At 72.3% G+C, this 19,197-nt stretch carries 14 protein-coding genes; 7 read left to right on the top strand and 7 right to left on the bottom strand.

The annotated features are described in order from the left end of the window. Positions 1 to 53: 53 nt before the first annotated feature. The 3 genes from ACFYTT_RS21075 to ACFYTT_RS21085 all read left to right on the top strand — a co-directional run bounded on the left by ACFYTT_RS21075 (position 54) and on the right by ACFYTT_RS21085 (position 4,694). The gene (locus tag ACFYTT_RS21075) at positions 54 to 1,088 is read left to right on the top strand and encodes a lactonase family protein (RefSeq protein ID WP_387261306.1); all 1,035 of its coding nucleotides are present in this window, start codon (positions 54 to 56) and stop codon (positions 1,086 to 1,088) included. 145 nt (positions 1,089 to 1,233) lie between these two features. Beyond that, positions 1,234 to 2,997 (top strand): substrate-binding domain-containing protein, encoded by a 1,764-nt coding sequence (locus tag ACFYTT_RS21080; RefSeq protein ID WP_176095080.1) that lies wholly within the window; start codon positions 1,234 to 1,236, stop codon positions 2,995 to 2,997. A 209-nt stretch (positions 2,998 to 3,206) separates the two neighbouring features. Then, entirely contained in the window at positions 3,207 to 4,694 is a 1,488-nt protein-coding gene (locus tag ACFYTT_RS21085; protein ID WP_176095079.1) for a sugar transferase, read from the top strand. A gap of 10 nt (positions 4,695 to 4,704) precedes the next feature. Here ACFYTT_RS21085 and ACFYTT_RS21090 read toward each other — a convergent pair whose 3' ends face one another. Beyond that, a complete protein-coding gene (locus tag ACFYTT_RS21090; protein WP_387261310.1) occupies positions 4,705 to 5,832 on the bottom strand; it encodes a PP2C family protein-serine/threonine phosphatase in 1,128 nt (375 codons plus the stop codon). Between the two features lie 98 nt (positions 5,833 to 5,930). Between ACFYTT_RS21090 and ACFYTT_RS21095 the strand changes: the two genes are divergently transcribed. Beyond that, a complete protein-coding gene (locus tag ACFYTT_RS21095) occupies positions 5,931 to 6,488 on the top strand; it encodes a MarR family winged helix-turn-helix transcriptional regulator (RefSeq protein ID WP_131055790.1) in 558 nt (185 codons plus the stop codon). 10 nt (positions 6,489 to 6,498) lie between these two features. On the opposite strand, the gene ACFYTT_RS21100 is transcribed toward ACFYTT_RS21095, so the two are convergent. Both ACFYTT_RS21100 and ACFYTT_RS21105 read right to left on the bottom strand, forming a co-directional pair. After that, positions 6,499 to 8,154: a PP2C family protein-serine/threonine phosphatase gene (locus tag ACFYTT_RS21100; RefSeq protein WP_387261312.1), complete on the bottom strand. Its 1,656-nt coding sequence runs from the start codon at positions 8,152 to 8,154 to the stop codon at positions 6,499 to 6,501. Positions 8,155 to 8,289: 135 nt separating this feature from the next. Then, positions 8,290 to 9,549, bottom strand: a complete 1,260-nt coding sequence (locus tag ACFYTT_RS21105) for an ROK family transcriptional regulator (protein WP_357210803.1) — start codon at positions 9,547 to 9,549, stop codon at positions 8,290 to 8,292. Between the two features lie 49 nt (positions 9,550 to 9,598). Here ACFYTT_RS21105 and xylA point away from each other — a divergent pair, with 49 nt between their 5' ends. The 3 genes from xylA to ACFYTT_RS21120 all read left to right on the top strand — a co-directional run bounded on the left by xylA (position 9,599) and on the right by ACFYTT_RS21120 (position 13,999). Further along, positions 9,599 to 10,786, top strand: a complete 1,188-nt coding sequence (gene xylA, locus ACFYTT_RS21110; protein ID WP_131057701.1) for a xylose isomerase — start codon at positions 9,599 to 9,601, stop codon at positions 10,784 to 10,786. Positions 10,787 to 10,795: 9 nt separating this feature from the next. After that, positions 10,796 to 12,214, top strand: coding sequence for a xylulokinase (gene xylB / locus ACFYTT_RS21115; RefSeq protein WP_387261315.1), 1,419 nt, complete (start codon positions 10,796 to 10,798; stop codon positions 12,212 to 12,214). Positions 12,215 to 12,574: 360 nt separating this feature from the next. Continuing rightward, complete coding sequence (locus tag ACFYTT_RS21120; RefSeq protein ID WP_387261318.1) at positions 12,575 to 13,999, top strand: MFS transporter; 1,425 nt, start codon at positions 12,575 to 12,577, stop codon at positions 13,997 to 13,999. A 209-nt stretch (positions 14,000 to 14,208) separates the two neighbouring features. On the opposite strand, the gene ACFYTT_RS21125 is transcribed toward ACFYTT_RS21120, so the two are convergent. Genes ACFYTT_RS21125 through ACFYTT_RS21140 form a run of 4 tightly spaced genes read right to left on the bottom strand, consistent with a single transcriptional unit; the run spans position 14,209 to position 19,043 of the window. Next, positions 14,209 to 15,867 carry a glycoside hydrolase family 13 protein gene (locus ACFYTT_RS21125; protein WP_387261667.1) on the bottom strand — a complete coding sequence of 553 codons (1,659 nt, stop codon included), beginning with the start codon at positions 15,865 to 15,867 and terminating at the stop codon, positions 14,209 to 14,211. Positions 15,868 to 15,927: 60 nt separating this feature from the next. Next, positions 15,928 to 16,962, bottom strand: a complete 1,035-nt coding sequence (locus ACFYTT_RS21130) for a LacI family DNA-binding transcriptional regulator (RefSeq protein ID WP_387261670.1) — start codon at positions 16,960 to 16,962, stop codon at positions 15,928 to 15,930. A 58-nt stretch (positions 16,963 to 17,020) separates the two neighbouring features. Next, the gene (locus ACFYTT_RS21135; RefSeq protein ID WP_131053594.1) at positions 17,021 to 17,986 is read right to left on the bottom strand and encodes a carbohydrate ABC transporter permease; all 966 of its coding nucleotides are present in this window, start codon (positions 17,984 to 17,986) and stop codon (positions 17,021 to 17,023) included. 1 nt (position 17,987) lies between these two features. Continuing rightward, positions 17,988 to 19,043, bottom strand: coding sequence for a carbohydrate ABC transporter permease (locus ACFYTT_RS21140; protein WP_131053595.1), 1,056 nt, complete (start codon positions 19,041 to 19,043; stop codon positions 17,988 to 17,990). Positions 19,044 to 19,197 lie beyond the last annotated feature (154 nt).

Raw genomic sequence — 19,197 nt, forward strand, 5'->3', positions numbered from 1 at the left:
GGGCAAGGCTTCTGGTGAGATCGACACGACATTCGGCAGGGAGGCGGAACACGGTGGCGGTTCAGGGCGAGATCGTGCACATCGGCGGCTACACGGCGTCCAGCGGCGGCCGGGCCACCGGCATCGTCGCGGCCCGCCGGGATCCGCACACCGGCGACCTGACGTCGCTGGGCACGGTCGCGGTCACCGCGTCGCCGTCCTTCCTCGCCCGCCACCCCCGACTGCCGATGCTGTACGCCGTCAACGAACTACCCACCGGTGAGATCAGCGCCTGGCGGGTGGGGGCCGACGGAGAGCTGGACGCCGCCGGCACGCAGCCGACCGGTGGCGCGGATCCGTGCCACCTGGCAGTCACGCCGGACGGCGGGCATCTCGTGGTGGCCAACTACAGCAGCGGCAGCGTGACGGTGTTCCCGCTCGACGCCGACGGTGTCCCGGGCGCGCGTACCGACGTGGTGGCCCACCAGGGGCACGGGCCGGACCCCGAGCGGCAGGAGCAGGCGCACGCCCACATGGTCGTGCCCGGCATGGACGGCGCACCGCTGTTCGCCGTCGACCTGGGCACCGACTCGATCTACCGGTACGACCTCGACGCGGCGGGCGCACTGTCGCCCCGGGGTGCCCGGGTACGGACCGCCCCGGGGGTGGGCCCGCGGCACCTGGCCCGGCACCCGGACGGCCGGCGCTGCTACGTCTCGGGCGAGTTGGACGGCTCGGTCCTCACGTACGAGGTGGCCGGCGACGGTGGGCTCCAGGAACTCGGTCGGGTCGAGGCCAGCAGCAGGGGCGGGCACGTACAGCCGTCGGAGATCGCCGTGGGTGCCGACGGGCGTTTCCTCTACGTCGCCAACCGGGGAGTGGGCACGATCACCGTCTTCGCCCTCGGCGCGAAACTTCCGGAGCAGGTCGCCGAGGTGGACACCGGCGGCGAGTGGCCGCGCCACTTCGTCATCATCGGCGAGCACCTCTATGTCGCCGACGAGCGGGCGGATATGGTACGCATTTTTCTCCTCGATCGGGAGACCGGCGTACCGGCGCCACTGGGGGAGCCGCTGGTGGTCGCGAGCCCTACCTGCGTTCTGCCCTGATCGTGGGCCTGAGACATAGATGCATCCACATTGCGCCGTGACTTCGTCACGCAAAGTTATCAAATCGAGGGAAACTGTTTCTCCTCTGTAACTTTCGACCGAACGGCCATGGCAGTCCACCGGCGGGATACGCAAGATGGTCTGCGTGTCAGCAGGCCGCCATCGCATGCGTTCAGGTTTTCACGGCGCCGCCGCCGCGGCGGCGGTCGGCGTTCTCGTCGTCACGGCCGGGGGATGGGTCGGCTATCGCCAACTCGCGGGTCAGGACTGCTCGGGCAAGATCGAGCTGTCCGTCGCCGTGGCCAACGAGATCGCTCCCGCGGTGGACCAAGCGGCCACCGAGTGGGAGGAGAAGGGTGCCGCCGTCGAGGGGACCTGCATCGACGTGACGGTCTCGGCGGCCGACCCGGTCGAGGTGGCGGCGGTGGTGGCGGCCAAGCACGGCGCGACCCTGGCCGGCGTCGGCCAGGCCAGTGGCACCGCGGTGAGCCCCGATGTCTGGATCCCGGACTCCTCCACCTGGCTGCTGCGGCTCAAGACCGGTGGCGCGGCGGCCTTCGAGCCGGGCAACGGGGCGTCGATCGCCAGCAGCCCGGTGGTCGTCGCGATGCCCGAGCCGATCGCCGCCCGGCTGGGCTGGCCGCAGAAGGAACTCGACTGGACCCAGTTGCTGGCCCGGGTCAACAGCGACCGGCCGCTGCGGACCGGGATCGTGGAGCCGACCCGGGACGCCGCCGGGCTGTCCGGCCTGCTGTCGCTGATGACCGCGGCGTCGTCCACCGGTGGTGCCACCGCCGAGCAGGACCGGGTCGGCGCGTTGCGGGCGCTGGCGTCGGGCGCCTCGGCGCTGCGTCAGGACCTGCTCGCGAAGTTCCCGACCTCGACGGACAACACCACGCTCGCCAGTGCGCTCGGTGCGGCGGCCCTCTCCGAAGAGGACGTCATCCAGTACAACGCCCGCAAGCCTCCGGTGCCGCTGGCGGCGCTCTATCTCAAACCGGCGCCGCTGCCGTTGGACTATCCGTACGCGGTACTGCCCGGTATCGATCCGGCCAAGGCGTCCGCCGCCCGTGTGCTGTTCGAGGCGCTGACCACCTCGTCGTTCAAGGACAAGCTGGCCGCGCAGTCGCTGCGCGGGCCGGACGGGAACTGGGGGAGCGGCTTCGCCGCCCCGCAGGGCGCGCCCTCTCCGGCCGGTGGCGACGCCTCCGCAGCGCCCCCGCCGCAGGGCGGGGTGGCCGCCGGCGGACTGGCGCCGGACGCGGTGGAGCGGGCGGTGTCGAGTTGGTCGATCGCGACCCTGTCCGGCCGGATGCTCTGCATCATCGACGTCTCGGGCTCGATGAAGAAGACCGTGCCGACGGCCAACGGGGCAACCCGGCAACAGGTCACCATCGAGGCGGCCCGGCGCGGCCTGAACCTCTTCGACGACTCCTGGTCGATCGGGCTGTGGGTGTTCTCCACCAAGCTGGCCGGGTCGCGGGACTACCGCGAGCTGGTGCCGATCGGGCCGCTGTCACGGCAGCGCGGCACGCTGGAGCGGGGACTGGACACGGTCACCTCGTCCAGCGGTGACACGGGGCTGTACGACACGCTGCTGGCCGCCTACAAGGACGTCCAGCGCAACTGGGAACCGGGCAAGGTCAACTCGATCGTGCTCTTCACCGACGGCAAGAACGAGAACCCGGACGGCATCTCGCAACGTGATCTGCTCGCCGAGCTCGATCGGATCAAGGACCCGGAGCAGCCGATCCAGGTCATCATCGTGGGTATCGGCACCGAGGTGAGCAAGTCGGAGCTGGACACCATCGCCGGTGCAGCCGGTGGCGGGGCGTTCATCGCCGCCGACCCCACCAACATCAGTGACATCTTCCTCAGGGCGATCGCCCTGAGGAAGGCGCCGGCCTGAGCGAATGCACAGGGACGGGGTCTGCGGTACCGGAGAAAGCGGTACGACAGGCCCCTTTCCGGTCGTCCTCCACCCCGGAAAGTGACGGCAATACGTCCGAAGCAATCGGCCGTCATAGTTATCAAGGCAGGATGTTCTCGTGCACCGGCAGATCTGGCCTCCGTCCCGGCCGGTCCCGGGCCGTCTCCGAGTGAAGTGTGGGAGGGCTGGTGACCTCGGCGACGCTGTTGACCCCCGCCAGATCGTCATCGCGATCGGGTGACACTCCGCCATCGAGCGGGTCGGTGCGTGGCGACCAGCGGACGTACGTCCGTACCCTGGTCGTGCTGGACGCCACCGTCCTGTCCGTGGCGGTGCTCATCGGTTACGCGGCTCGATTCGGCGAATCCGTGCCACGTGGTACCCACGTGCCCTACGTCCTGTTCGCGCCGGCCCTGGTGCTGGCCTGGTTGGTCTCCCTGAAGGTCCTGCGCTGCTATGACGACCGGGTGGTCGGCTACGGCGCGGACGAGTACCGGCGGGTGAGCATGGCCAGCCTCCGGCTGGCCGGCGCCGTCGCGATCCTCGGGTACGTCGCCGACGTCGGCGTGTCCCGTGGCTTCCTGGCGATCTCGTTCGCGGTGGGCACGATCGGGCTGGAAGTGGCCCGGTTCGCCGCGCGCAAACGTCTGCACCGAGCCCGGTCGCGGGGGACGGGCTGGTCTCGGCGGGTGCTGGTGGTCGGTGACACCGCACACGTGTTGGAGCTGGTGCACACGCTGCGCCGCGAGCCGTACGCCGGCTACCAGGTGGTCGGCGCCTGCATCCCGGACGCACTGTTGGCTCCGGTGGCGCAGCGGCTCGGTGACGTGCCGGTGGTCGGCTCGTTCCGGGGCATCCCGGAGGCCGCCGACGCCATCGGCGCGGACACGGTCGCGGTCACCGCCTGCGGGGAGCTGACCGCCACCCGGCTGCGCCGACTCGGGTGGCAGCTGGAGGGAACCGGCATCGACCTGGTGCTGGCCCCGGCGCTGACCGACGTCGCGGGCCCGCGCATCCACACCCGCCCGGTCGCCGGGCTGCCCCTGATCCACGTGGAGGCACCCGAGTTCCGTGGGGTGCGCAAACTGGTCAAGGGGCTGGTCGACCGTTCGGTCTCGCTGGTGGCGCTGACCCTGCTGCTGCCGCTGCTGGCAGCCATCGCGCTCGCGGTGAAGGTGAACAGCCGGGGGCCGGTGCTGTTCCGGCAGACCCGGGTGGGTCAGGGCGGGCGTGAGTTCGGCGTCTTCAAGTTCCGCACCATGGTGGTGAACGCGGACGCCCTGCTGGCCGAGTTGACCGTGCGCAACGAGACCGACGGCCTGATGTTCAAGATGCGGGACGACCCCCGGGTGACCCGGGTCGGTCGGCTGCTGCGCAAGTGGTCCCTGGACGAGCTTCCCCAGTTGGTCAACGTGCTGCTGGGGCAGATGAGCCTGGTCGGGCCCCGGCCGCCGCTGCCGTCGGAGGTGGCCCGCTACGACGGCGACGTGGCCCGCCGCCTGCTGGTCAAGCCCGGAATGACCGGTCTCTGGCAGGTCAGCGGCCGGTCCGACCTGAGTTGGGAGGACGGCATCCGCTTGGACCTCTACTACGTGGAGAACTGGTCGCTCGCGGCCGACCTGACCATCCTCTGGAAGACCTTCGGCGCGGTGATCAACAGTCGGGGCGCGTACTGACCCGAGGTGGCTACGGCTGCGGGCCGGTCCAGTCCAGGCACACCACGACCGCGTCGTCGGTCAGGTCGCCGGCGACGAAGGCCCGCAGATCGCCGAGGAGGGAACGGACCGCGTCCAGCGGAGTCATCGGCGCGGTACGGCGCAACATCCGGTCCAGTGCGGTCTCGCCGTACCGGATGTTGCGCCCGGTGGCGTCGATCACCCCGTCGCTGATCATGAAGAGGCGGTCGCCGCGCTGGAGCTGGATGTACTGCTCGACGTAGGTCGTCCCCTCGAACATGCCGAGCGGGAACTGCGCCTCCAGCGGCTGCACGGTGACCTGGCCGGCCCGCAGCAGCACCAGCCGGGGCGAACCGGCGTCGACGGCGGTGAGCAGGCCGGTCCGCAGGTCGAGTTCGAGCAGCAGGGTGGAGAGATGTTGCTCACCCCGGTGCAGGTCGTAGATCGCCTGGTCGGCCAGGGTCGCCTGGTCGGCCAGCGGGATGCCGGCCCGTCGGGCGTTGCGCAGTGCGCAGGTGGCCAGCGTGGTGAGCATCGAGGCGGCCACCCCCTCGCCCATCCCGTTGATCGTCGCGGTCCAGACCCGCTCACCGTCGTCGGACCAGTCGAAGCTGTCGCCACGCACCGCGTACGCGGGTTCGAGCTGGCCGGCCAGGCTGAACGAGGGCCGGGTGCGGCTGCGCCCGGGGAGGAGTTCCCACTGCACCTCGGCCGCGAGCGTGAGCCGTCGGGTACGCCGGGCGATGCGGTACACGTCGGTGCCGGGGTCGACCGCGGTCAGCTCGTGGGCCAGGGACGTGGCGATCTCCAGCAGCTCGCCCAGCAGCCCGTCGTCGGCCAGCGGCGCGACCCGGAGCACTCCGCGCCGTTCACCGCGCATGTTGACCGGCAGGTAACCGGTGCCGTCCGCGTACACCGGGGTCTCGTGGTCGAAACAGCGCCAGGCGTGGTGACCGGGGCTGGTCACCTCGTCGCCCCCGGTGAGCGGGAGCAGCGCGGCCAGGCGGTAGTCGACCTGGAGCAGCTCGGTCTCGGTGATGCCGTACTCCCGCTCCAGCAGCTCCGCGACCCGCCGGACGAGCAGGTCTGCCGGGGCCGCCGTGAGTGTGGCACGGGCCTCGTCGACCGGCTCGCTCATCGTCTCTCCTTGATCACAAGCCCATGCGGCGACAGAATCGGAGTACGCTCAGGCCCACCATGGCGGAACTGCATGGTCCACCGGGACCTGAGACGAGTATGGCTGCCGAGCTGGATACCGCGGCAGGCGCCCTGCTGACCGTCTGGGACGGTGCACGGGAACGGACGGCCAACCGGATCTCCACCGCCCAGCTGCGAGCCGTCATGCTCGTCGAACGGCAGGACGGGATCAACCTGCGCCGGTTGGCCGCCGGGCTGGACATGCTGCTCTCCTCGGCCAGCCGGCTCTGCGACCGGCTGGTCGCCGCCGGGATGCTGGAACGCGAGCCCGGCCGTGCCGACCGCCGGGAGATCTCGCTGCACCTCACCGCCGAGGCCCGCCGGCTCCTCGCCGAGCTGCGCGAGGACCGCCGTCAGCATCTGGCCACGATCCTCGCCGCGATGGCCCCGGAGGCCCGGGAGGCGTTGCTGCACGGGTTGCGCGAGTTCGACGCGGCGGCCCGGGCGCGGGTGATGCGGCCGGTGTCGCCGCTGGTGCCGCAGCAGGAGACGCACCCGGAACAGCTGCCGGCGGGGCTGACCGCCGTGGAGCACGTCGCCGAGCCGCCGGCACGGGGCTGGTCCGCGGGGGAGACCTCGGTCTCCCGCACCGCCTGACCGGCGGCGCTCAACCGTGCCCGGCCGGGCCCACCGCCAGCATCGCCACGTCGTCGTGCCGGTGCCCGCCGCACCACTCGTCGACCAACCGGAGCACCCGGTCGACCAGCGCCGACGGTGACGACCCGGCGACCTCGACCAGGGCCCGGTGCAGCCGCCGCTCGCCGAACATCTCGGTGCCGTGCGGCCCGCCCCGGGCCTCGGTGACCCCGTCGGTGCGGGCCAGCAGCAGCTCACCCGGCCGCAGGCGGATCTCGGCCTCGTCGAACCGCGCCCCCGGCACCGCACCCACCGGCATGCCGCCCACCTGGACCGGGGTCACCGTCCCGGCAGCGTCGACCAGCAGCGGCGCCGGGTGCCCGCCGCCGGCCACCCGTACCCGTAGCCCGCCGTCCGGCTCCGGATGCAGCGCGCCCAGCAGCAGGGTGGTGAACTGGCCGCGACGGGTCGCGTCCGGGATGTCCAGCAGAGCCCGGTCGAGCAGGGCGAGCAACTCCCGGGGCCGGTGTTCGACCAGCCGCAGCGTCTGCAACGACTGCCGGACCCGGCCGGTCAGCACGGCCGCGCCGACGCCCTTGCCGCTGACGTCGCCGAGGGCGAAGAGCGCGCCCCCGTCGGTCGGGAGCACGTCGTAGAAGTCACCGCCGATGCGCAGGCTGTCGCCGGCCGCCCGGTACCCACCGGCGAGCCGTACGCCGCCCACGGCGGGCAGGCCCGGCGGGAGCAGGCTGTTCTGCAGGACCCGGGCCAGGTGGATCTGCGCGTCGTAGAGCTGCGCGGTGGCCAGGGCGGCACCGGCTCGGGCGGCGAACTCCCGGACCAGCTCGACGTCGCGCCGGTCGAACCCGTCACGTGCTCCGGTCCGCACCAGCACCAGCGCGCCCGCCGTCCGCCCGGCCCCCGGCATCGGGCTGACCAGCAGCGTCGCGGCCGGATCGAGATCGTCGGGGATCAGCGGCCCGGCTCCGCCGCGCTCGGTGACGGGCCAGGGCCGTGGGACGCCGGTCTCCCCGTCGAGCGCCTCGACCAGCCCGGGTACGGCGCTGACCGCGTCCCAGCCGGCGGCGCCGAGGGCCGGCGTCGATCCGTGGCCGGAGTGCCGGATCCACTGCGGTTGGTACTCGACCGTCCCGCTCGGCAGGTACACGACCAGGGCCAGGTCGGCGAGGTACGGCACCGGCAGCGTCGCGGCGGCCTGGAGCGCCTGCTCGCGCTGTAGTGCCAGGCCGAGACGGCGTCCGGCCTGGGCCAGGAAGTCGGTACGCCCCCGCTCGGTCCGCAACGCCTCGGCGCGCTGGTGGTCGTCGGTGACGTCCCGCACGTACCACGCCGACCGGTCACCGGCCAACGGGCGGCGGATGCCCCGGAGCCGCCGGTCCCGGTGCTCACCCTCGACGTCGTCCGCGCCGGTCGCGTACGCCTGCGACAGCATCGTCACCGGGGAGCCGGGCAGGGCGACGCCCGGGTGCAGCTCCGGCAGCAGCGCGCTGGCCGTGGCGTTGACCAGGAGAACCTGCCCGACGCTGTCGGCGATCAGCACCGCCTCGGCGAGCCCGTCGAGGAGTTCCCGCGCGAGATCCGGGTCCACCGAGGGGGCGGAGCCGAGGCGGCCGGCTCGCCCACGGCCGGTGGCGCCGGCGGCCGGGCCCCGTCGGGTCCTGGTCACCGGCGGTCGCCCTGCGCCACGCGCTGTCGACCTGTACGCATGCCGGTGCTCTGCTCCTCGGGTCCACGGGTTTGTTGCCTGGGGGCAAGGGTACCGAGGTCCTCCGAGGGCCGTCCGTCCAGGAACGCCGGGGGCCTAGAGCCGGGCCAGCCATCCGGCGGGTCGGGCGATGATCCGGCGCACCACCGAGCCCGCCGCGCCCACCGCGGCGGCCGTGGCGCCGAGGGTCGCCGGTCGTACGGTCACCGGTGACCAGGCGGCGGTGAGTACCCGACGTTCGATCTCGGCGAGCACCGGCGGCCGGATCCAGGGGGCGAGCGGGGCGTAACCGCCGCCGAGTACCACGGTGTCCAGGTCCAGCAGGTTGATCACGCTCGACACGGTGATCCCGATGGCCGTACCGGCCTCGTGCAGCGCGTGCCGGGCGGTGGGCTCACCGGCCTCGGCGAGTTGGGCCAGCCGCACCGATGCGGTGTCGGCCGGCAGGTCGGCCCCGGCCAGGCCGGCGGCGGCGAGGATCGCCTCCTGTCCGGCGTAACGCTCCAGGCAGCCCCGGCCGCCACACCGGCAGGGCGGTCCGTCCGGCCGCACCGGGATGTGCCCGATCTCGCCGCTCCAGCCCCGGACGCCCCGGAACAACGCGCCGTCGAGCACGATCCCGGCACCGATGCCGACCTCGCCGGAGAGGTGCAGGAAGCTGCCCGGTCCGGCGCCGGCGTGCAGTTCGCTGAGCGCGGCGAGGTTGGCCTCGTTGTCCACCACCAGCGCCGGTACGCCCTCGACGGTCTCGGTGAGCGGCGGGAGCGCGGCCAGCAGTTCCGGCACCGGCACGTCCCGCCAGCTCAGGTTCGGCGCGAGGCGGACCCGGCCGGTGTCGTCGACCAACCCGGGTACGCCGAGGGCCGCGCCGGCCAGGGTGAGGCCCTGGGCGTCGGCGTCGGCGCGCGCCTGGGCGGCGAGCCGGGCCAGCCGGGCCAGCGCGTCGGTGGGGGAGACCGGGCGCAGGTCGGCCCGGTGCACGGTGTGGTGCCGGACCTCGCCGGAGAGGTCGACCACGCAGGCGGCCAGGTAGTCGACGTTGATCTCCAGCCCGAGCCCGGCCGGGCCGTCACCGGCGAGCACCAGGCCACGGGCGGGTCGCCCGGCACCGGCGCGTGGCGTCGGCTCGGCCTCGGTGACCAGTCGACCGGCGACGAGGTCCTCCACCACGGCCGAGACGGTGGCTCGGGTCAGCCCGGTCTCGGCCGCCAGCGCGGCCCGGGAGGGCGGGCGGTCGGCCGCGGCGATCCGGCCGAGGACGAGGGCGAGGTTCAGCTCACGCAGGCTGCCCTGGCGTACGCCACCGGCCGGGGCTGCGAGTCGGGTCACCCCTTGACACTGCCACATCGCGGCCATTTAATTCAACCACTGAACAAATAGCGGACGACACCACCGGAGGTCTGTAATGGCATCCCGTCCCACCCCCGCCGACAAGTTCTCCTTCGGCCTCTGGACGGTCGGCTGGCAGGGCCGAGACCCGTTCGGTCACGCCACCCGACCGGCCCTGGACCCGGTGGAGTCGGTGCACCGGCTCGCCGAGCTGGGCGCGTACGGCGTCACCTTCCACGACGACGACCTCGTGCCGTTCGGTGCGGACGCCGCCGCCCGCGACGGCCAGATCGCCCGGTTCCGCAAGGCGCTCGACGAGACCGGCCTGGTGGTGCCGATGGTCACCACCGACCTCTTCCAGCAGCCCGTCTTCAAGGACGGCGGCTTCACCAGCAACGACCGCGACGTCCGGCGGTACGCGCTGCGCAAGGTGCTGCGCAACGTCGACCTCGCCGCCGAGCTGGGCGCGCAGACCTTCGTCATGTGGGGCGGCCGGGAAGGCGGCGAGTACGACGTCGCCAAGGACGTGCAGGCCGCGCTGGACCGCTACCGCGAGGCGGTCGACCTGCTCTGCCAGTACGTCGTCGACCGTGGCTACGACCTGCGTTTCGCGCTGGAGCCCAAGCCGAACGAGCCGCGCGGCGACATCCTGCTGCCGACCGTCGGGCACGCGCTGGCCTTCATCTCCACGCTCGCCCACCCCGACCGGGTCGGCGTCAACCCGGAGGTCGGCCACGAGCAGATGGCCGGGCTGAACTTCGTGCACGGCATCGCCCAGGCGCTCTGGCAGGGCAAGCTGTTCCACATCGACCTCAACGGCCAGCGCGGCATCAAGTACGACCAGGACCTGGTCTTCGGCCACGGTGACCTGCTCAACGCGTTCGCGCTGGTGGACCTGCTGGAGCACGGCGCCCCGGGTGGCGGCCCGGGGTACGACGGGCCGCGCCACTTCGACTACAAGCCCTCCCGCACCGAGGACATGGACGGGGTGTGGGTCTCCGCCGCCGCGAACATGCGGACCTACCTGCTGCTCAAGGAGCGGGCCGCGGCGTTCCGGGCCGACCCCGAGGTGGTCGAGGCACTGGCCGCCGCCAAGGTCGGCGAGCTGGGCGTACCGACCCTGGGCGAGGGTGAGGGCTACGCCGAGCTGCTCGCCGACACCAGCGCGTTCGAGGGCTACGACGTCGACGCGGCCGGCGCCAAGGGCTTCGGCTTCATCCGGCTCAACCAGCTCGCCGTCGAGCACGTGCTCGGCGCGCGCTGAGGCGACGGCATGCCGCTCGTCGCGGGGGTGGACTCCTCCACCCAGTCCTGCAAGGTGGTCGTCCGGGACGCGGACACCGGTGACCTGGTCCGCCAGGGCCGGGCCCCGCACCCGGACGGCACCGAGGTCGACCCCTCGGCCTGGTGGTCGGCCCTCCAGACGGCGATCGACGCCGCCGGTGGGCTGGACGACGTCGCCGCCGTCTCCGTCGCCGGCCAGCAGCACGGCATGGTCTGCCTGGACGAGTCGGGCGAGGTGGTGCGGCCGGCGCTGCTGTGGAACGACACCCGCTCCGCGCAGGCCGCCGCCGACCTGGTCGAGGAGGCCGGCGCCGGTACGGCGGGCCGGCAGTTCTGGGCTGACGCGGTGGGCAGCGTGCCGGTGGCGAGTTTCACCGTCACCAAGCTGCGCTGGCTGGCCCGGCACGAGCCGGCCAACGCCGACCGGGTGGCCGCCGTCTGCCTGCCGCACGACTGGTTGACCTGGCGGCTGTCCGGATCGTCCGACCTGGCGGCGTTGCGGACCGACCGCAGTGACGCCAGCGGCACCGGATACTGGTCGCCGGCCACTGGCGAGTACCGCCCCGACCTGCTGGAACGGGCGCTCGGCCGGACGGTACGGGTGCCGACCGTGCTGGGTGCCGCCGAGGCGGCCGGCGCGCTGCCCGGCGGTGCGCTGCTCGGACCCGGCGCGGGGGACAACGCCGCCGCCGGGTTCGGGGTCGGCGCCGGACCCGGCGACGTGGTCGTCTCGATCGGCACCTCCGGCACCGTGTTCAGCGTCGCCGACGCCCCGGCCGCCGACCCGACCGGGATCGTCGCCGGCTTCGCCGACGCCAGCGGCCGGTTCCTGCCGCTGGTCTGCACCCTCAACGCGGCCCGGGTGCTGGACGCCGCCGCCGGGATGCTGCGGGTCGGCTTGGACGAGTTGGCCGAGCTGGCGCTGGCGGCACCGCCCGGTGCGGACGGGCTGGTCCTGGTGCCGTACCTGGAGGGTGAGCGGACGCCGAACCGGCCGCTGGCCACCGGGGCGGTGCACGGGCTGACCCTGGGTACCTCGACCCCGGCCCACCTGGCCCGGGCAGCGGTGGAGGGCCTGCTCTGCGCGCTCGCCGACGGGCTGGACGCGCTGGCCGCCCACGGGGCGACCGTCCGGCGGGTGATCCTGGTCGGTGGTGGGGCCCGCTCCGCCGCCGTCCGCCGGATCGCCGCCCAGGTCTTCGGCAGCCCGGTGGTCGTCCCACCCCCCGGCGAGTACGTCGCCGACGGGGCCGCCCGCCAGGCCGCCTGGCTGGCCCTCGGTGGTGCGGAACCGCCGTCGTGGTCACCGTCCGGCACCGAGGAGTACGCCGCCGAGCCGGTGCCGGCCATCCGGGAGCGTTACGCCGAAGCCCGGGAGCGTCACCTGGACCGCCTGACGGCCGGATAGCGCACGCGTTCCGGGCCGGGGTGCGACACCGCCCCGGCCCGGATCCCGCCGCCCAAGGTCGTGCTCGCCCCAAGGTCGTGCTCGCCCCAAGGTCGTGCTCGATCCAGGATCGAGTGGTCATTGCGGCGCCGGGATGCCACTCGATCCAGGATCGAGCGTGATCATCGCGACGCGGGCGACGCGATCCGCGGGCCGGATGAGGGCGTCGGACCTCGTCCGGTCGGTCGGAGTCGTGGCATGTTCGGCAGGTCGGCGGCCTGGGTGGATCGGTGGCGCGGGTTCGGACCGGTCCGCCGTCGCGGTGACGGGATGGGTGGACCCGGTGACCAGGCCGATATCCGGTCCTGGTTGGCTGCCGGCATGACCTTGCGCACGGGCCGATCCGCGCGGGTGTGGGGCGGGAGCGCCACGCACCGGATCTACAGCGTCGTGGTCTTCGTGCTGCTCGCCTCGCTGGACAACGTGGCGATCGGGCTGGTGCCGCCGCTCTACGGCGCGATCGCCGACTCCTTCGCGGTGCCGCAGCGCCTGCTCGGCCTGGTCACTGCGATCAGCTTCCTGGTCAGTGCCGTCGCGGCGGTCGGCTGGGCGTATTTCGGGGACCGCACCAACCGCAAGCCACTGCTCATGATCGGCACGCTGATCTGGGCGGTCGGCACCGGCGGCAGCGGTCTGGCCGACAACTACCCGACGTTCCTCGCCGCGCAGCTGCTGGCGGCGATCGGGCTCGGTGCGGTCGGATCGGTCGGCTTCTCGGTCGTCACCGACCTGATCTCGCCCCGCCGCCGTGGCCTGGTGATGAGCTTCTGGGGACTCTCCCAGGGCATCGGCACGCTGGCCGGCACGCTGGTCGGCGGGCTGCTGGGCGCGGCCGACTGGCGACGCCCGTTCCTCCTGCTCACCGTCGTCGGCCTGGCCGCCACCGCGGCGTACCTGTTCACCTACGACATCCGGCGCGGGCAGAGCGAACCGGAACTGGCCGCCGCGCTCGCGAGCGGTGCCGAGTACGACCACCGGATCAGCCGCTCCGACCTGCCGGTCATCCTCGGTCGGCGGACCAACCGGTGGCTCGTCCTGCAGGGCCTCACCGCACAGGCCGCGTTCGGTTCGCTGGTCTGGCTGCCGGTGCTCTTCACCGAGCGGGCACGCGACCAGGGCTACTCACCGGCGACGGCGATCGTGGTGGGCAGCGTCTTCGCCACCCTGTTCCAGCTCGGCGGCGTGTTCTCCATCGTCGGCGGTCTGATCGGCGACGCGCTGCAACGGCGTACGCCCTCCGGCCGGGCTCTGGTCGCCGCGGTCGGCATCCTCGCCGCGGTCCCGCTCTACCTGGTGCTGTTCTTCGTGCCGATCCGCATCGACGTGCCCGACGGCGCTGGTACCGGCGCGGTGGTGGCGGCGGTGGTGGGCAGTGTGTTCACCGAGCCGACGGTCGGGCTGAGCCTGCTCACCGCAATGCTGGCGTTGGCGTTGACGTCGGCGAACTCACCGAACTGGTTCGCGTTGATCGCCGACGCCAACCCGCCCGAGCACCGGGGCACCGTCTACAGCCTCGGCAACCTGGTCAACGGGGTGGGGCGGGCGGCCGGCAACGGGCTGGTCGGCGTGGTCTTCCACGCCCTGCGGGCGGCCTTCCCGCCGCCGCTGAACTACGCCGTCGGGCTGGCCGCGTTCCAGCTCTTCTTCATCCCCACCGGGATCATGTACTGGTTCGCCGCCCGGACGTCGCCCAAGGACATCGCCGACGTCCGCGACCTGCTGCACACCCGCGCCGAAAAGCTGTGACAGATGTAAGGAAGGGCACCTTATTAACGCCTCGTGCATAGCAAGGGCCCCCTGTTAACAGGAGCCGCCAGCCGGCGAGCCCTACCCGAGTATCCCCGGGAGGGCGGCGCCCGGCCCGCCGCAGCACGCGGCGGGCGGTGTTAACAAGGGGCCCTTCCTCTACCTCAGGCGTTAATAAGGTGCCCTTCCTTGCACCGGACCTACGTCGGTCAGGGGGTGTGGAGCCAGACGGTGACGTCGGTGGGGAGGGAGCCGTCCTCGTTGAGCGGGGCGCTGCTGTGCAGCACCTCGCCGTCGGGCACCGGCACGGCCTCCGGGCCGAAGTTGGTCGAGACGACCAGGTCGCCGTTGCGGAAGGTCAGCACGTCGTCGCCGGAGGAGAGCCACTCCAGGGTGCCCCGACCCAACCCGTGCGTACGCCGCAGCCGCAACGCCGTGCGGTACATCTCGTACGTCGAGCCGGGCACGTCGCGCTGGCGGTCCAGGGCGTACTCGGCCCAGACCGGCGGCTGCGGCAGCCAGCTCGCGTTGGTGGGCCCGAACCCGTACGACGGGGCGTCGGCCTCCCACGGGATCGGCACCCGGCAGCCGTCGCGGCCCCGCTGGGTGTGCCCGCTGCGTTCCCAGGTCGGGTCCTGCCGGGCCTCGTCGGGCAGGCTGGTGTGCTCGGGCAGACCCAACTCCTCGCCCTGGTAGAGGTAGGCCGAACCGGGCAGGCCGAGCATCAGCAGGGTGGCCGCCCGGGCACGGCGCAGCCCGAGCGCAGCATCCGGCTGCTCGTCGCCGACGCCGATGCCGTTGGGTCGGGCGGTGCCGACCGGCAGCCCGAGCCGGGACGCGTGCCGGACCACGTCGTGGTTGGAGAGCACCCACGTGGTGGGTGCGCCGACCGCGTCGGTGGCCTCCAGAGACCGGGTGATCACCGCGTACTGGGCGGGGGCGGTCCAGGAGGCGACCAGGTACTCGAAGTTGAACGCCTGGTGCATCTCGTCGGGGCGGACGTAGCGGGCCAGCCGCTCGGCCGGCTCCACCCACGCCTCGGCGACCAGGACGCGTTCCCCGGGGTAGCCGTCCAACAGCCGCCGCCACTCCCGGTAGATCTCGTGTACGCCGTCCTGGTCCCACATCGGCGGGCGGGGCTTGTCGGCCTCCTGCCCGGAGAGGATCTCCTGCGGCTCCCGCCAGTCGGCGAGGTCGGCCTGCTTGACCAGCCCGTGCGCGACGTCGACGCGGAAGCCGTCCACGCCCCGGTCCAGCCAGAACCGCAGCACGTCCAGGAACTCGGTGCGCACCTCCGGGGCGTCCCAGTTCAGGTCGGGCTGGGCGGTGTCGAACAGGTGCAGGTACCACTGCCCGTCGGGGACCCGGGTCCAGGCCGGTCCGCCGAAGACGCTCTGCCAGTCGTTGGGCGGCTCGGTGCCGTCCGGGCCCCGGCCGTCGCGGAAGACGTACCGCTGCCGTTCGGGGCTGCCCGGCGCGGCGGCCAGGGCGGCCTGGAACCACCGGTGTGCCGACGAGGTGTGGTTGGGCACCAGGTCGACGATCACCCGCAGCCCCCGGGCGCGGGCCTGCGCGATCAGCTCGTCGGCGTCGGCGAGCGTGCCGAACAGCGGCTCCACGTCCCGGTAGTCGGCCACGTCGTAACCGGCGTCGGCCTGCGGCGACGGATAGAACGGGGAGAGCCAGACCGCGTCGACCCCCAGTTCGGCGAGGTGGTCGAGGCGGGCGGTGATTCCCGGCAGGTCGCCGATCCCGTCGCCGTTGGCGTCGGCGAACGAGCGCGGGTAGATCTGGTAGATCACCGCCTCGGTCCACCAGCCCGTGATCGGGGCGGAGGGCGTGGTCTGCTGCGTCGCGTTGTCGTTCAGGACGGACTCCCGTGGTCGAGCCGGCCCGGCGGGTCGCCGGACGACGATGGTGACTGGTCGTTAGTGTGCCCGCGCCGGTGCGGTCGATTCCCGCACGACGAGCCGAGTGTTCAGGATCACCGGCGACGTGGCCCGGTGCGGTCCGGGCTGCCGGGGCGGTCCGGCGAGCGGGTCGAGCAGCAGTTTCGCGGCCAACCGGCCCTGCTCGGCGGCGGGCTGGGCGATGGTGCTCAGCCCGAGCACCCCGGCGAGCGCGTGGTCGTCGATGCCGATCACGCTGACGTCCTGTGGTACCCGCAGGCCGGCGTCGCGTAACGCGCCCATCGCGCCCATCGCCATCTCGTCACAGGCGGCGAAGATCGCGGTGGGCGGGTCGCCCCGACGCAGCAGTTCCTCGGTGGCCCGGGTGCCACCGGCGATGTCGAACCGGGACTCCACGTCGAGGCTCGGGTCGGGTGACAACCCGGCGGCTCGCAGCGCCTCCTGATAGCCCCGCCGCCGGTCCAGGTGCGCGGTGAAGGCGAGCTCGTCGTCGGGGTCGCCGGAGATGTGGGCGATGCGTCGGTGGCCGAGGTCCAGCAGGTGCCGGGTGGCGGTCCGCGCGGCAACCACGTCGTCGATGCGTACGCAGGGCCAGCCCGGTACGTCGGTGCCGGAGCTGACGGTCACCCCGGGCAGGTCGAGCGCGGCCAGGGCGCTCAGTTCGGGTGCCCGCAGCGGGGTGGCGACCAGCATCACCGCGTCCACCCGTTTGTGCAGGTTGGCGGGGTGCAGCAGCCGTTGCCGGTTCTGCTCCCGGCCGCCGAGGTTGTGCAGCAGCAGGTCGTAGCCTGCCTGGTGCAGGAAGTCCTCGACCGCTTCGACGACGACGCCGAAGAACCACCGGGTGATCCGGGGGACGACCACCGCGACGGTGCCGGTGCGTCCGCCGGCCAGCCGGGAGGCGCTCGGCGACACGGCGTACTGCAACTGCTCGGCGGCGGCCAGCACCCGGTGTCGCGTGGCGGCCGACACGGTCGGCAGTCCGCGTAGCGCCCGGGAGACGGTGGCCGTGGAGACTCCGGCCAGCCGGGCGACGTCGTCGATCCTGGTCACGCTTACCCCGCTCATGTCCCGGGTGGTGCCGCCGTCGACGGCGGCACCACCCGGGGTGTCAGCCCTTGACGCTCCCGGCGAGCAGCCCTCGAACGAAGTAACGCTGCAACGACAGGAACACGATCAGCGGTACGACGATCGAGACGAACGCCCCGGCGGTCAGCCGTTGCCACTCGTTGCCGCGCGTACCGGCCAGTTCGGCCAGCCGGACGGTGAGTGGTGCGGTGACGTCGCTGCCACCGGCGAAGATGAGCGCGACCAGCAGGTCGTTCCAGACCCAGAGGAACTGGAAGATGCCGAACGCGGCCAGCGCGGGCGCCACCAGCGGCAACACGATGGTGCGGAAGATCCTGGGGTGGGTGGCCCCGTCGACCCGCGCCGCCTCCATCAGGTCCTTCGGTAGCTGCGAGATGAAGTTGTGCAGCAGGAACACGGCGAAGGGCAACGCGAAACAGGTGTGGGCGAACCACACCTGGGCGAAGTTCTGCGCGCCGTCGAGGTTCCAGGCGGGCATCAGGGTGACGCCGCCGATGCTGACTCCGCGCGAGAAGAAGCTCAACAGTGGCACCAGCGCCATCTGCAACGGCACGATCTGGAGCGCGAAGATGCCGATGTAGACCCAGTCCCGGCCGCGGAAGTTGATCCACGCCAGCGCGTACGCGGCCAGCGCGGCGAACGCGAGCGGGAACAGTACCGACGGCAGGGTGATGACCAGCGAGTTGACGAAGTAGTTGGCGAGTTGTCCCGAGCCGGATGCCTGTCCGAACAGCACGTCCTGGTAGTTCTGCAGGGTGAACTGCGGGTCCCGGAAGAACGTCCACCAGCCGGTGGTCTTGAGTTGGGGCTCCGGCCGGAACGAGGAGACGAGCAGGCCGAACGTCGGGATGGTCCAGACGACCGCGATGACGATCGCGACCACGGTCGCGGTACGGCTGTTCAGCCGCTTGCGTACCCGGGACGCCCGCGTCGACGGGCCGTTGGTGTCCTGGGCGCCGGCGGCGACCGGGGGAGTGGTGGTGGTCATCTCAGCCCTCCCGTCGCTGCTGACGCAGGTTCCGGATCTGGAAGATCACGATCGGTAGCACCAGGATGAAGAGGAAGACCGCGAGGGCGGATCCCTGCCCGTTCTGGCCGTACCGGAACGCCTGGTTGTACATCTCGTTCGCGATCACGCTGGTGTCGTAGTTGCCGTTGGTCGTGGTGCGGACGATGTCGAAGACCTTCAGCGTGGCGATCGAGATGGTGACCACGACGACGATCATGGCCGGCCGGATGCTGGGCACGGTGATCTGCCGGAACATCTGCCAGGGGGTGACCCCGTCGAGGCGGGCCGCCTCCACGATGTCGGCCGGAATGGACTTGATCGCCGCGGAGAGCACCACCATGGCGAATCCGGCCTGGATCCAGACCATGATCACGATGAGCAGCAGCGTGTTCAGTGGTGAGTCGAGCAGCCACTGTCTGGGTTCGCCGCCGAGGCTGACGACGATCTGGTTGAGCAGACCGATCTGTTCCTGGCCCTCACCCCGATAGGCGTAGACGAACCGCCAGATGATGGCGGCGCCCACGAACGAGATCGCCATCGGCATGAAGATCAGCGACTTCGCCAGCGACTCCAGCCGGGCCTTGTCGACCAGCACGGCGTAGAGCAGGCCCATGCCGGTGGCGACCAGCGGGACCAGCGTCACCCAGACCAGCGTGTTGATCAGTACCCGGACGATCGCGTCCTCGGCGAACATCCAGCGGTAGTTGTCCAGACCGACCCAGTTCTGGCTGCCGCCGTCCATGAAGGACAGGAGCGTGGTGCGGATCGCCGGGACGACCAGGCCGATCATCAGCAGCAGTACGGTCGGCAGCAGGAAGAAGAGAGCGAACAGCCCCTCCCGGGGCTTGGTCCGGCGGGGCAGGGGCACGCCGCCGCCGGCGGAGGCCGCGACGAGTTGCGCCTCACGGCGCCGGGCGAAGAACGCCGGTACCACGTCGAGCAGGATGAGCAGGCCGCCGACCACCACTGCGAAGGCGACCAGCCCCCACAGCAACATCATCAGTTTCGGCGCCTGTGCGGCGAAGTCGAAGTTCATCAACCCTCCCAGAGGTGTCGGCAGAGCCGGGGGGGGGGCCCCCCCCCCCGGGCCCCCCCCCCCCCGGGCCCCGGGGGGGGGGGGGGGCGCCGGGGCCGGGGGGGGCCGGGGGGGGGGCCCCCCCCGGGTGAACAACACCAAACCCAAACAACAA

This window comes from Micromonospora sp. NPDC003816, from assembly GCF_042874705.1.
In the GTDB taxonomy this organism is placed as follows: Bacteria; Actinomycetota; Actinomycetes; order Mycobacteriales; family Micromonosporaceae; genus Micromonospora.

Excerpts from the sequence above, each read along its gene's own strand:
- ACFYTT_RS21090 (WP_387261310.1), bottom strand. The coding sequence starts at position 5,832 with ATGAGCGAGCCGGTCGACGAGGCCCGTGCCACACTCACGGCGGCCCCG.
- ACFYTT_RS21095 (WP_131055790.1), top strand. The coding sequence starts at position 5,931 with ATGGCTGCCGAGCTGGATACCGCGGCAGGCGCCCTGCTGACCGTCTGG.
- ACFYTT_RS21105 (WP_357210803.1), bottom strand. The coding sequence starts at position 9,549 with ATGGCCGCGATGTGGCAGTGTCAAGGGGTGACCCGACTCGCAGCCCCG.
- xylA (WP_131057701.1), top strand. The coding sequence starts at position 9,599 with ATGGCATCCCGTCCCACCCCCGCCGACAAGTTCTCCTTCGGCCTCTGG.
- xylB (WP_387261315.1), top strand. The coding sequence starts at position 10,796 with ATGCCGCTCGTCGCGGGGGTGGACTCCTCCACCCAGTCCTGCAAGGTG.
- ACFYTT_RS21120 (WP_387261318.1), top strand. The coding sequence starts at position 12,575 with ATGACCTTGCGCACGGGCCGATCCGCGCGGGTGTGGGGCGGGAGCGCC.
- ACFYTT_RS21135 (WP_131053594.1), bottom strand. The coding sequence starts at position 17,986 with ATGACCACCACCACTCCCCCGGTCGCCGCCGGCGCCCAGGACACCAAC.
- ACFYTT_RS21140 (WP_131053595.1), bottom strand. The coding sequence starts at position 19,043 with ATGAACTTCGACTTCGCCGCACAGGCGCCGAAACTGATGATGTTGCTG.